The organism is Lutibacter sp. A80 (assembly GCF_022429645.1).
GTDB lineage: Bacteria > Bacteroidota > Bacteroidia > Flavobacteriales > Flavobacteriaceae > Lutibacter.
In genome coordinates this window covers 1,881,530-1,895,506 of record NZ_CP092480.1, presented here as the reverse complement: position 1 = coordinate 1,895,506, position 13,977 = coordinate 1,881,530, and the positions used below count along the sequence as shown (strand labels likewise).

Annotated in this window: 11 protein-coding genes; 10 read left to right on the top strand and 1 reads right to left on the bottom strand. The window is 31.0% G+C overall.

Annotated features, from left to right (window positions below; all coding sequences use genetic code 11):
* Positions 1 to 23: 23 nt before the first annotated feature.
* Positions 24 to 1,199: a 2-isopropylmalate synthase gene (locus MHL31_RS08075; protein WP_240228704.1), complete on the bottom strand. Its 1,176-nt coding sequence runs from the start codon at positions 1,197 to 1,199 to the stop codon at positions 24 to 26.
* Between the two features lie 149 nt (positions 1,200 to 1,348).
* Here MHL31_RS08075 and MHL31_RS08070 point away from each other — a divergent pair, with 149 nt between their 5' ends.
* The 10 genes from MHL31_RS08070 (at position 1,349) to proC (ending at position 13,977) form a co-directional block, all read left to right on the top strand.
* Positions 1,349 to 2,893 carry a hypothetical protein gene (locus MHL31_RS08070; protein ID WP_240228703.1) on the top strand — a complete coding sequence of 515 codons (1,545 nt, stop codon included), beginning with the start codon at positions 1,349 to 1,351 and terminating at the stop codon, positions 2,891 to 2,893.
* A gap of 434 nt (positions 2,894 to 3,327) precedes the next feature.
* Positions 3,328 to 5,010 (top strand): dihydroxy-acid dehydratase, encoded by a 1,683-nt coding sequence (ilvD, locus tag MHL31_RS08065; RefSeq protein WP_240228702.1) that lies wholly within the window; start codon positions 3,328 to 3,330, stop codon positions 5,008 to 5,010.
* A 4-nt stretch (positions 5,011 to 5,014) separates the two neighbouring features.
* Positions 5,015 to 6,748 carry a biosynthetic-type acetolactate synthase large subunit gene (gene ilvB / locus MHL31_RS08060; protein WP_240228701.1) on the top strand — a complete coding sequence of 578 codons (1,734 nt, stop codon included), beginning with the start codon at positions 5,015 to 5,017 and terminating at the stop codon, positions 6,746 to 6,748.
* Between the two features lies 1 nt (position 6,749).
* Positions 6,750 to 7,271, top strand: a complete 522-nt coding sequence (ilvN, locus tag MHL31_RS08055; protein ID WP_240228700.1) for an acetolactate synthase small subunit — start codon at positions 6,750 to 6,752, stop codon at positions 7,269 to 7,271.
* A gap of 72 nt (positions 7,272 to 7,343) precedes the next feature.
* On the top strand, positions 7,344 to 8,816 hold the full coding sequence (gene ilvC, locus MHL31_RS08050; protein WP_240228699.1) for a ketol-acid reductoisomerase: 1,473 nt from the start codon (positions 7,344 to 7,346) through the stop codon (positions 8,814 to 8,816).
* A complete protein-coding gene (ilvA, locus tag MHL31_RS08045) occupies positions 8,817 to 10,082 on the top strand; it encodes a threonine ammonia-lyase IlvA (protein WP_240228877.1) in 1,266 nt (421 codons plus the stop codon). It abuts the gene before it with no gap.
* 260 nt (positions 10,083 to 10,342) lie between these two features.
* A complete protein-coding gene (locus MHL31_RS08040; RefSeq protein WP_240228698.1) occupies positions 10,343 to 10,960 on the top strand; it encodes a GNAT family N-acetyltransferase in 618 nt (205 codons plus the stop codon).
* Positions 10,961 to 10,965: 5 nt separating this feature from the next.
* Complete coding sequence (locus MHL31_RS08035; protein ID WP_240228696.1) at positions 10,966 to 12,153, top strand: argininosuccinate synthase; 1,188 nt, start codon at positions 10,966 to 10,968, stop codon at positions 12,151 to 12,153.
* Positions 12,150 to 13,127 (top strand): N-acetyl-gamma-glutamyl-phosphate reductase, encoded by a 978-nt coding sequence (gene argC / locus MHL31_RS08030; RefSeq protein ID WP_240228694.1) that lies wholly within the window; start codon positions 12,150 to 12,152, stop codon positions 13,125 to 13,127. Before MHL31_RS08035 ends, argC begins: the two co-directional genes overlap by 4 nt.
* A gap of 55 nt (positions 13,128 to 13,182) precedes the next feature.
* Positions 13,183 to 13,977 carry a pyrroline-5-carboxylate reductase gene (gene proC, locus MHL31_RS08025; RefSeq protein WP_240228692.1) on the top strand — a complete coding sequence of 265 codons (795 nt, stop codon included), beginning with the start codon at positions 13,183 to 13,185 and terminating at the stop codon, positions 13,975 to 13,977.

Sequence of the window (13,977 nt, the reverse complement as noted above, 5' to 3'; positions counted from 1 at the left end):
AATTAATAGGATTATATTTGGTGTTAAATATGGACGCTTGTTTTTTGAATTTTATTTAATTCCATAAGGTGGTGAATGTCGTTATTATTCACTTCTTTATGGAAGTCTGCAAATTTTAAAAATTGAGGATAGAGGTCATCTAACTGTATCTTGGTTAAGTCGTATCCAATGTTTTTAGCTCTATATGCTAAAGCAGCTCTACCGCTTCTAGCAGTTAAAACAATTGAAGATTCAGTAACTCCAACATCTTCTGGATTCATAATTTCGTAGGTTTCTCTATTTTTAATTACTCCATCTTGATGAATCCCTGAACTATGGGCAAAAGCATTTTCACCTATAACAGCTTTGTTTGGTTGTACTAACATTCCCATACTACGTTGCACCAATAAGCTAGTGTCGTATAATAATTTTGTATTAATTCCGGTATCTAAATTTAAATACGGATGTTGTTTCATAATCATTACAACTTCTTCTAAGGCTGTATTTCCTGCGCGTTCTCCAATTCCATTAATAGTACATTCTATTTGTCGTGCACCATTTTGGATTCCTGAGATTGCATTTGCAGTAGCTAAACCTAAATCGTTATGGCAGTGGCAAGAAATTGTTACATTGTCAATACCTTTTACATTTTCTTTTAGGTATTTTATTTTTGCTCCGTATTCATCTGGTAAGCAATAGCCTGTTGTATCTGGGATATTTAAAACAGTTGCACCAGCTTTAATAACTTGTTCTAAAACTCTTGCTAAATATTCGTTATCAGTTCTTCCAGCATCTTCAGCGTAGAATTCTACATCTTCTACAAACTTTTTAGCATAAGCAGTAGCTTCGAAAGCACGTTCTATTATTTTATCTTGTGTGGAATTAAACTTATATTTAATATGAGATTCTGAAGTACCAATACCAGTATGTATTCTTGGTTTTTTTGCATATTTTAATGCCTGTGCAGCAACTTCAATGTCTTTTTTATTGGCTCTAGTTAGTCCACATACAGTAGCGTTTTTAACTAATTTTGAAATCTCTTCAACTGATGTAAAGTCACCAGGGCTAGATATAGGAAATCCAGCTTCTATAACGTCTACTCCTAATAAATCAAGTCGTTTGGCAATTACTAATTTTTGTTCAGTATTTAACTTGCAACCTGGGACTTGTTCTCCATCTCTTAATGTAGTATCAAAAATTTGGACTCGATTTTTACTCATTTCTAATTTTTTTTTATCACTTTTGAATACCAAAAATATGAGTATACGTTTTTTATAATTATGGTAAATATGGTTGTTTACTATATTCAAACGAGTTGTATTTTTTGCAAGTAATTGATTTTCAATAAGATAAAAATAAAATAGTTACAATGGCTATTGAACAAAAAGATTCGCTTTTTACATTAATTAAGTCACTTTCAAAATCTGAAAAGCGACAATTTAAATTATATGTAGGTAGATTAGGTGGAAATGCTGATGCAAATTTTATTTCTTTATTTAATCTGTTAGATAAAGTGAGTGCCTATGATGATAAACTTATTTTAGAAAAAACAAACATAAAAAAGCAACAAATTTCTAATACAAAGGCACATTTATATCGTCAGATTTTAGTGAGTTTAAGATTTAACCCTGTACACCAAAATATACGGACTCAAATTAGAGAGCAATTCGATTTTGCTACAATTTTATATAATAAAGGTCTTTATAAGCAAAGTCTTAAAATATTAGATAAAGCAAAAGATGTTGCAATTAATAATGGCGAAAATAATTTAGCATATGAAATTGTTGAGTTTGAGAAAATAATCGAGTCCCAGTATATTACAAGAAGTATGAGTAATAGGGCTGATGAACTTACAATACAAGCAAAAGAATTAAGCTTAAGAAATATTAGAATTAGTAAGTTGTCTAACCTGTCGTTGCAATTGTATAGTTTAATGTTGCGAACAGGCTATGCTAAAGACAATATAGATTCTAAAGCATTAACGGAGTATTTTAAAAAAAGAATACCGAAATACGAATTATCAGAACTAGGTTTTACAGAAAAACTTTTCTTATATAAAGCTTATTTATGGCATAGTTTAATAAAACAAGATTTTGTTTCGAGTTTTAAATATGCTCAAAAATGGGTTGATTTGTTTGATGAGAAACCTGAAATGAAAAAACAAAATCCTGTTTTTTATTTAAAAGGAGTTAACTACTTAGCAGAAGCTTTATACCTTATTAAATATCGAAAAAAGTTTAAAAAAGTATTAGAGAACCTCGATTTTGATATTAAAAATAATGTAATTGTTTTAAATGAAAACACTAAAACTTTGGCGTTTTTATATTACAATCAAAATATGCTGAGCCTTTATTTTTTAGAAGGTAACTTTACAAATGGCTTAGATTTTGTTAAAAACCTAGTTGAAGAAATTAAGAAATATGAAGGGCATATTGATGCGCATCATATAATGGTTTTTTATTATAGAATTGCTTGTATGTATTTTGGAGCTGGAGATAATAAAACGTGTATTTTTTATCTTGAGAAAATTATTCAAAATAAAGATCTAAAAATGCGTGAAGACTTATTGTGTTTTTCTCGAGTTTTAAATTTAGTTGCGCATTATGAAGCAGGAATAGATTATAACATAGATAAATTAATTGTTTCAACATATAAGTTTTTGTTGAAAATGAACGATTTACACGAGGTTCAAAAGAAAATGATAGAATTTTTAAAGAATCTAAGTAATATTTATCCACAAGATTTAAAGAAAGAATTTATTAAACTGCATGCCGAATTAAAAAAATATGAAAACCATCCTTTTGAAAGACGTGCATTTTTATATTTAGATGTTTTATCTTGGTTAGAAAGTAAAATTAAAAATGAACCCGTAGAATTAATTATTCAACAAAAAGAAAAAAAACTTTTAAAGTAATAAAAAATGTTACATATTTGTAGTTCAATTATGACAAACATACTTATTAATATCATTTCTATTATTGTCTCTGTGATTATTCACAAGTAGATAGGATTGTTATTATAATTAATATAGAATTATTGAGCCTTCCTAAATTTTTTTTAGGAAGGCTCTTTTAGTTATAAATAATTTATTTGATTAATTGGAGATTTTTGGTTGTTTATATTGGTAAAGGTTTTTTTATAAAATAATCATTGTAAAAAAATAAGAGTTAATATATTGTTATACAGTATTTTAGTGTAAAATATCTTGTTGTGACTATTGTAAAAAAAGTAAATGGAATAATGATAAAATAAATGACTAAAGTAAATTTGTGTCCTATTAAAAAGTAAACAATAAAAATGAATTATTTTTAAGGATAATTCAAAATATATAAAGAAATATTAAATTAAATGCAGTTAAATAAATATAGTAAAAGAGTTACTCAAGATGCTACTCAACCAGCAGCTCAAGCAATGTTATATGGCGTGGGGTTATCTGAAGATGATATGAAAAAACCACAGATTGGTATTGCAAGTACTGGTTATGATGGCAATCCGTGTAATATGCACTTAAATGGTTTAGCTGGTAAAATTAAAGAGGCTGTTAATAAAAACAACGAAGTTGGTTTAGTATTTAATACTATTGGAGTAAGTGATGGTATTTCTATGGGAACTTCAGGAATGAATTATTCTTTACCATCTAGAGATGTTATTGCGGATTCTATTGAGATAGTAATGAATGCACAAAGTTACGATGGTTTAGTGACTGTTGTAGGTTGTGATAAAAATATGCCAGGAGCAATTATTGCAATGTTGCGTTTAAACCGTCCATCTTTAATGGTGTATGGAGGTACTATTGCTTCAGGAAGATACAATGGGAAAAAATTAAATATTGTTTCTGCCTTTGAAGCTTTAGGTCAAAAAATAGCTGGAGAAATATCAGAAGAAGAATATAAAGAAATTATAAAAAACGCAATTCCAGGAGCAGGTGCTTGTGGAGGTATGTATACCGCAAATACAATGGCATCTTCTATAGAGGCTTTGGGGTTTGCATTACCTTATAATTCTTCTATTCCAGCAGAAAATCCTTATAAACAAGATGAAAGTGCACGTATTGCTGCTGCAATTAAAAACTTATTGGAATTAGATTTAAAGCCTTTAGATATAATTACTAAAAAATCGTTAGAAAATGCAGTTGCTTTGGTAAATGCTTTAGGAGGGTCAACCAATGCTGTATTGCATTATTTAGCTATTGCACATGCTGCAGGAATAGAATTTACATTAGAAGATTTTCAGCGTGTAAGTGATAAAACACCTTTAATTGCAGATTTAAAACCAAGTGGAGAGTATCTAATGGAAGATGTTCATGGAGTAGGAGGTACGCCAGCTGTAATGAAATATTTGTTAGAAGAAGGTTATTTACATGGAGATTGTATGACTGTTACTGGAAAAACTCTAGCTGAAAATTTAGCAGATGTAAAACCTTTAAGTTTTGAAGACGATCAACAGGTAATTCATCCAAAAGATAAAGCTTTAAAATCTTCAGGGAATCTTCAAATTCTATATGGAAATCTAGCAGCAGAAGGTTCGGTTGCTAAAATAAGTGGAAAAGAAGGGAATTTATTTGAAGGGAAAGCAGTCGTTTTTAATAGTGAGCAAGAAGCAAATGATGGTATTGGAGCTGGAAAAGTATCTAGAGGAGATGTTGTAGTAATTAGATATGTAGGTCCAAAAGGAGGACCAGGAATGCCAGAAATGTTAAAGCCAACTTCTATGATTATGGGAGCAGGTTTAGGAAAATCAGTTGCTTTAATAACGGATGGACGCTTTTCAGGAGGAACACACGGATTTGTAGTGGGACATATTACACCTGAAGCCCAAAGTGGAGGAGGAATTGGATTGGTAAAAGATGGAGATATAATTGTAATAGATGCAGTTAATAAAACAATTAATATGAAAATTTCCGATGCTGAATTGGTCAAAAGAAAAGAACAATGGAAAGCACCAGAATTAAAACATACAAAAGGAATATTATATAAATATGCAAAAACCGTTTCATCTGCTTCTGAAGGGTGTGTAACGGATAAATTTTAAACCTATGGAGACATTGAGTAAACAGGTTCAAGAAAAAAAAACAACAGCAGCTGTTAAAGTATCAGGTGCTGAGGCAGTTCTAAAATGTTTATTAGAAGAAGGTGCCGATTTAGCTTATGGCTACCCAGGAGGGGCCATTATGCCAGTATATGATGAGATATATAAATATCGTGAAAAATTTCACCATGTTCTAACACGTCATGAGCAAGGAGCAATTCATGCAGCTCAAGGTTTTGCACGTGTTACAGGTAAACCAGGAGTTGTATTTGCAACTTCAGGTCCAGGTGCAACAAATTTAGTAACAGGTATTGCAGATGCGCAAATAGATTCTACACCTTTAGTCTGTATTACAGGGCAAGTAGCTTCACATTTATTAGGGTCTGATGCTTTTCAAGAAACAGATATTATTGGTATTTCTACACCAGTAACAAAATGGAATTATCAAATTACTAAGGCTTCAGAAATACCTGAAGTTATGGCTAAAGCATTTTATATTGCTAAGTCTGGACGTCCAGGACCAGTATTAATTGATATTACAAAAGACGCACAGTTTGGTGAATTAGATTTTGAGTATCAAAAATGTGAAAAAATAAGAAGTTATAGAGCTATTCCTAAATTTGATATTGAAAAAATAAAAGAAGCTGCTGAGCTAATTAATGCGGCAAAAAAACCATTAATAGTTTGGGGACAAGGAGTAATTATTGGAGGTGCTGAAGAAGAATTTAAAAGCTTTATAGAAAAAACAGATATTCCTTCTGCATCAACAGTTTTAGGGCTTTCTGCTTTAGAAACAAGTCACCCGTTAAATGTTGGAATGGTGGGGATGCACGGAAATTATGCACCAAATGTTTTAACTAATTCATGTGATGTTTTAATTGCTATTGGAATGCGTTTTGATGATAGGGTTACAGGGAATTTACAAACCTATGCAAAACAAGCAAAAGTGATTCATTTTGAAATTGATCCTGCAGAAGTTGATAAAAATGTAGAAACTGACGTAGCTGTATTAGGAACAGTTAAGCAGACATTAGTAGAAATTATGCAGTATGTTAAGAAATCGGATCATAAAATATGGATGCAAGAATTTGATAAGTTACTTCAAATTGAAAAAGATCAAGTTATTAATGATCAACTAAATCCAACAAAACCAGGTTTAACAATGGGTGAAGTTTTAGGAGGTATTAATAAAGAAACCAATGGAGATGCGGTAATAGTTTCAGATGTAGGGCAACATCAAATGTTTGCCTGTCGTTATGCCGATTTTATTAAAACAAGAAGTAACGTAACCTCAGGAGGTTTAGGAACTATGGGATTTGCTTTACCAGCTTCAATTGGAGCAAAAATGGGAGTGCCAAATAGAGAAGTAGTTGCTATTATTGGTGATGGTGGTTACCAAATGACTTGTAATGAATTAGGAACTATTCTGCAAACAAAAGCTGCTGTTAAAATTGTGGTTTTAAATAATAGCTATTTAGGAATGGTACGCCAATGGCAAGAATTATTTTTTGATAAACGTTATGCCTCTACAGAAATGGTAAGTCCAGATTTTGTAAAATTAGCTGGAGCATATGATATTGAAGCGCAAAGAGTTTCAAAACGTGAGGATTTAGCAGAAGCAATTAAAACAATGATGGCTTCAAAAGAAGCTTATTTTTTAGAGGTTATTATTGAGCAAGAGGATAATGTTTTTCCTATGATACCAACAGGAGCAAGTGTTTCAGATATAAGATTAAGTTAAAATGGAAGTAATTAAAAATTTTACATTTTCAGTATATACTGAAAATAACGTAGGAATATTAAATCGCCTTTCGGCAATATTTTTAAAACGACATATTAATATCGAGAGTATGTCTGTTTCAAAATCGGAGATAGAACATGTGCACAGATTTACATTTGTAGTAAACATATCTGAAGTATTAGCTAGAAAAGTTGCTGGACAATTAGAAAAACAAATTGAAGTAATACGTGCCTTCTATCACACACAAGATGAAATTATTTATAATGAGACAGCGTTGTTTAAAATTTCAACAGAACATTTAAATGATGAGAAACTTCAGAAGAAATTTAAATTTAGAAGAGCGCATATACTTACAATAACTGAAAGTTTTTTCGTTATTGAAGCTTCCGGAACAAAAGAAAATATTGACAAAATGTATAGGAAATTAAAACCTTATGGCTTGTTACAATTTGTTCGTTCAGGACGTATTGCAATTACACGACCAAAAATGGAAATATCTCAATTATTAGCAGAAATTAATTAGACTAAAAAATAATAGTAAATTATTTTTAGGCTTTAAATAACAAATAAAAAGATTAACAAAAATAAAAAGAAAATGGCAAATTATTTTAACACACTTTCATTAAGAGATAAATTAGATCAGTTAGGAAGATGTAGATTTATGGATCCTACAGAATTTAGTGAAGGTGTAGCGGCTTTAAAAGGTAAAAAAATAGTAATAGTAGGTTGTGGAGCCCAAGGTTTAAACCAAGGTTTAAATATGAGAGATTCTGGTTTAGATGTTTCTTATACTTTAAGACCAGCTGCAATTGCTGAAAAAAGGCAATCGTTCTTAAATGCAAGTGAAAACAATTTTGCAGTTGGAACCTATGAAGAAATGATTCCTACAGCAGATTTGTTAATTAACTTAACGCCAGATAAGCAACATACCGCAGTAGTATCTGCAGTAATGCCTTTAATGAAAAAAGGAGCTGCATTATCTTATTCTCACGGATTTAATATTGTTGAGGAAGGAATGCAAATTCGTAAAGATATTACGGTAATAATGGTGGCACCTAAATCACCTGGTTCTGAAGTAAGAGAAGAGTTTAAAAGAGGTTTTGGAGTACCAACTTTAATTGCTGTGCATCCAGAAAACGATCCTGAAGGAAAAGGTTGGGATTATGCAAAAGCTTATGCTGTTGGAACAGGAGGACATACAGCAGGTGTGTTAGAATCTTCATTTGTTGCTGAGGTGAAATCAGATTTAATGGGTGAGCAAACAATTCTTTGTGGATTGTTACAAACAGGTTCTATTTTATGTTTCGATAAAATGATTACTGAAGGTGTTGATGCTGGTTACGCTTCAAAATTAATTCAATATGGTTGGGAAACAATTACAGAAGCTTTAAAACATGGTGGAATTACCAATATGATGGATCGTTTGTCAAATCCAGCAAAAATTGCTGCATTTAATGCTTCAGAAGAATTGAAAGATATTATGCGTCCATTATTCCAAAAACATATGGATGATATTATGAGTGGTCATTTTTCTAAAACAATGATGGAAGATTGGGCAAATGACGATGTTAACTTATTAACTTGGAGAGCTGAAACTGGAGAAACAGCATTCGAAAAAACACCAGCTTCAGATGTAGAAATTTCTGAACAAGAATATTTTGATAATGGAGTGTTAATGGTTGCTATTGTAAAAGCAGGAGTAGAATTAGCTTTTGAGGCAATGACAGAATCGGGTATTATTGATGCATCAGCTTATTACGAATCTTTACACGAAACACCATTAATTGCAAACACAATTGCACGTAAAAAATTATTTGAAATGAACCGTGTAATTTCTGATACAGCAGAATATGGATGTTATTTGTTTGATCACGCTTGTAAACCTTTAATAGCTGATTATATTAATAAAACACCAAGTAATTTTATTGGAAAACCATTTAACGGTGGGGAAACAGCAGTTGATAATAAAGAGTTGATCGAGGTAAATTCGGTTATTAGAAACCATCCAGTTGAAGAAGTTGGAGAATTTTTAAGAGCATCTATGACTGCTATGATTAAAATAGTTTAAATTTTGAGTGAAAGTATTAAAAACAGTATTTCATTAGAAGAAATATATAAAGCTCAGCAGAGCATTAAAGGAGTTGTACATGCAACTCCTTTAGTGTTTATGAAAAACTTTTCAGAATATTATAATGCCAATATTTATTTTAAAAGAGAAGATCTACAAGTAGTTCGTTCTTATAAAATTAGAGGTGCTTATAATAAAATTCAAGGTTTATCTGATAATGAGTTAAAAAACGGAATTGTTTGTGCTAGTGCAGGTAACCATGCACAAGGTGTTGCTTTTGCTTGTAAAAAGTTAAAAGTACACGGTACGGTTTTTATGCCAGTTACAACACCGCCTCAAAAAATTCAACAGGTAACTATGTTTGGAGGTAGTTTTGTTGATATTAAACTAATTGGAGATAGCTTTGATGATAGTCAAAAAGCTGCGTCAGAATTTTGTAAGCTTCATAATAGCACTTTTGTGCATCCGTTTGACGATTTAGATGTAATTGCCGGACAAGGAACTATTGGTTTAGAAATTCTAAATGATATAGATACACAGATAGATTATTTATATATGCCTGTTGGTGGTGGTGGTCTAGCATCTGGTGTTGGAAGTGTATTTAAAACCTTAAGTCCAACAACAAAGTTAATTGGTGTAGAACCAAAAGGAGCACCATCTTTAACAACTTCATTAGAAAAAGGAGAGAATACCACCTTAAGCGAAATAGAAAAATTTGTTGATGGAGCTGCTGTAAAACGTATGGGAGAACTTACGTTTGAGTTTTGTAAAGGTTTATTAAATGGAACAGACACAATTTGCGAAGGTTTAATCTGTGAAACTATTTTAAAGGTGTATAATGAAAATGCTTTGGTGGTAGAACCAGCGGGAGCGTTATCTATTGCAGCTTTAGAAAAACAAAAAGAACAAATTAAGGGTAAAACAGTTGTTTGTATTGTAAGTGGAGGTAATAATGATATTACCCGAATGGAAGAAATGAAAGAGCGCGCCTTGTTATATCAAGGTTTAAAGCATTATTTTATTATCCGTTTTCCACAAAGAGCAGGAGCTTTAAAGGAATTTGTAGTTGACGTTTTAGGTCCTAATGATGATATTGCATATTTTGAATATACCAAAAAGAATAATAGAGATAAAGGGCCGGCAGTAGTTGGTATAGAATTAAAATCTAAAAGTGATTTTAAACCTTTAATGGAAAGAATGGAACAAAAAGGATTTTTAAGTGAATATTTAAATGAAAATCAACAATTGTTTCAATTTTTAGTTTAAAATATAAGGTCTTTGATAAAGAAGATTGTTAATAATAAACAATTTAATAAAAATATTGTTAATTATTAAACAAATTGATGTTTGCTTTAAAATATTTGTGTAAATTTGTGTCAATGAAAACACAGCGTTTTAACATATTAAATACACGCCGCTTTACTCGTCGCCCCTTGAGGGCTTAAATTTCTATTGATTACGGTGCGTCCGTTTTCACATTTCAAACAAAACATCAAAATACATTTATAAAATTTAAAAAGTAATCAATGAAAGTTGTTATTGCTAATATATCGCATATTAAATATGCTGAGTTAATTTGTGAGACTATTGAAGAGTCTGCCAAGGTTAGAGGTACAGGTATTGCACAAAGAACTCCTGAATATATCATAAAAAAAATAAGTACAGGTGATGCTGTAATTGCTATTGAAAATGATGAATTTGCTGGGTTTTGTTATATAGAAACTTGGGACAATTCTTCCTTTGTAGTAAACTCTGGTTTAATTGTACATCCAAATTTTAGAAACCAAGGTTTGGCAAAAACTATTAAAAAGAAAATACTTGAGTATTCATTAGAAAAATATCCAGAAGCAAAAGTATTTGGTATTACTACAGGGCTAGCAGTATTAAAAATTAATTACGAATTAGGTTATCAACCAGTAACCTTTTCTGAATTAACTACAGACGAAGCTTTCTGGAATGGGTGTAGAACCTGTAAGAATTTTGATGTTTTAACTAGAACAAATCGAAAAATGTGTTTGTGTACTGGGATGTTATATGATCCAAAGGTTCAAAAAAATGTAAAAAGACACAAATACAATTCAAAAGTATTAAACAGATTAAAAAAAATTAAGCAATCATTGTTTTTAAAAAAAAGTAATAAATAAAAGTCATGGAAAAAGTTGTAGTAGCATATAGCGGAGGTTTAGACACATCTTATTGTGTAAAGTATTTACAAAACGAACTAAATTTAGAAGTTCACAGTGTATTAGTAAACACGGGAGGTTTTTCTTCGGAAGAATTAAAAGTTGTTGAAGCAAAAGCCTATGATATGGGGGTTAAATCGCATACCAATCATAATATTTTAGATATTTATTATGAGAAAGCCATTAAATATATGGTGTATGGTAATGTGTTAAAAAATAATACGTATCCATTATCTGTAAGTGCAGAGCGTGTTTTTCAAGCAATTGAAGTTGTTGAATATGCTAAAAAACTAAACGCTAAATATATAGCTCATGGAAGTACAGGAGCAGGAAACGATCAAGTTCGTTTTGATATGATTTTTCAAACATTAGCTCCAGAAATTGAAATTATTACACCAATTAGAGATTTAAAATTATCTAGAAAAGAAGAAATTGATTATTTAAAAAAACACGGTGTAGATTATCCTTGGTCTCAAGCAAAATATTCAATAAATAAAGGAATTTGGGGAACAAGCGTTGGAGGTGTTGAAACACTAACATCACACCAAGCATTACCAGAAGAAGCATATCCAAGTCAGTTAGAAAAAACTGAGCCATCAGATTTAAAACTTCATTTTGAAAAAGGTCAGTTGGTTGGAGTAAATGATGAAATGGATACACCTGTAAACAATATTTTAAAAGTTGAAGAACTAGCTTCAAAATATGCTATTGGTAGAGATATTCATGTTGGAGATACCATTGTTGGTATTAAAGGAAGGGTTGGATTTGAAGCAGCGGCTGCAACCGTAATTATTAAAGCGCATCATTTATTAGAAAAACATGTACTTTCTAAAGCGCAACAAAATTTAAAAGAAGGTTTAGGTAGTACTTACGGAACATTATTGCACGATGGACAATATTTTGAGCCTGTAATGAGAGATATTGAAGCTTATTTAACAAGCTCACAAAGAGTAGTAACAGGTGAAGTTTTTGTAACTCTAAAACCGTACCATTTCAGTTTAAATGGAATTGATTCTAAACACGATTTAATGAAATCTAAATTTGGTGAATATGGTGAAACAAATAAAGCTTGGGATGCAGAAGATGCTAAAGGATTTATTAAAATTTTAGGAACTGCTAATAAAATCTATCATAGCGTAAATTCAGAATTATGATTAAAGTTGGAATTGTTGGAGGAGCAGGATATACTGCAGGAGAATTAATTAGATTATTGGTAAATCACCCAAAAGTAGCATTAGATTTTGTGTATAGCACTTCTAATGCTGGAAACTATATTTATCAAGTGCATCAAGATTTATTAGGAGCGCTAGATTTAAAATTTTCAAGTGAAATTAATTCTGAAGTTGATGTGTTGTTTTTATGCTTAGGACATGGAAATTCCACCGCATTTTTAGAGAATAATTCATTTTCTGAAAACACAAAAATTATCGATTTAAGTAACGATTTTAGACTTGAAGCCGATGCTGTTTTTCAAGGGAAAGAATTTGTATATGGACTTCCAGAACTTCAAAAAGAAAAGATTAAAACAGCAAAAAATATAGCAAATCCAGGTTGTTTTGCAACATCAATTGAGTTGGCTTTATTGCCATTAGCAAAAGCAGGTTTGTTAAACAGTTCGGTGCATATTAACGCAACAACTGGTGCTACAGGCGCGGGAGTTTCTCCAGGTGCAACTACGCATTTTGCTTGGAGAGATAATAATTTTTCGATTTATAAAGCATTTACACATCAACATTTAGGTGAAATTGGAGAAAGTCTAAAAAGCCTTCAAAATAATTTTAATAAAGACTTGTTTTTTATACCAAATAGAGGGAATTTTAGTCGTGGAATATTTGCGTCAATCTATTTAAAATTCGATGAAAGTATAGAAAAAGCATTTAATTTATTTGAAGATTTTTATAAAGATGCTGTTTTTACACACGTATCTAAAACGCCAATTAATTTAAAACAAGTTGTAAATACAAATAATTGCTTTTTGCATTTACAAAAACATGAAGGAATGCTATTAATAACTTCAGAAATTGATAATTTACTGAAAGGAGCATCTGGTCAAGCAATTCAAAATATGAACTTAATGTTTGGTTTTGAAGAAACAGAAGGATTAAAATTAAAAGCGAATTCATTTTAGTTTGTTGCAAACTTAAGGTTCCTAAACAATTAAACAATAACGAGCAATAATAATTATGAAAATAGCAATTTTAGGTACAGGAAATTTAGGGTATTCAATTGCTCTTGGAATTTTATCACAAGAAAATTTTAAGTTCAAGAATTTATACTTAACTAAACGAAATACAAAATCTTTAGAATCGTGGTATAAGTTACCAAACGTAAAAATTTCGACCGATAATAGAAAAGCAGTTCGTTTTTCAGATGTTATAATTATTGCGGTGCAGCCAGCTCATTTACAGGGTGTTTTAGAAGAAATTAAAGAGGTGGTAAATCCTAAAAGGCATACCATAATTTCTGTGGTAACGGGTAGAAAAATAGCAGATCTAGAAGCTGTTATTGGAAATGAAGTAGCTATTGTTAGAAGTATGCCGAATACCGCAATCTCAGTTAAACAATCTATGACTTGTATGAGTGCAAATTCAAAAGGTGTTAAAAATATTGAATTGGCAAAAAGTATCTTTAACTCTTTAGGTCAAACTATGTGTATTGAAGAAAATTTAATGCAAGCAGCAACTGTTATTTGTGCTAGTGGAATTGCTTTTTGGATGCGTTTAATTAGAGCTACAACGCAAGGTGCAGTTCAATTAGGTTTTGATGCTAAAGAGGCTCAAGAGTTATCTATGCAAACTGCATTAGGTGCAGCTAGTTTATTAATTAAATCAGGAAATCATCCTGAAGAAGAAATTGATAAGGTAACTACGCCAAGCGGTTGTACAATAGAAGGTTTAAACGAAATGGAACATCAAGGTTTAAGCGCTTCATTAATAAGGGGTTTAGTTACTTCTTTTGAAAAAATTAATCAGATTTAA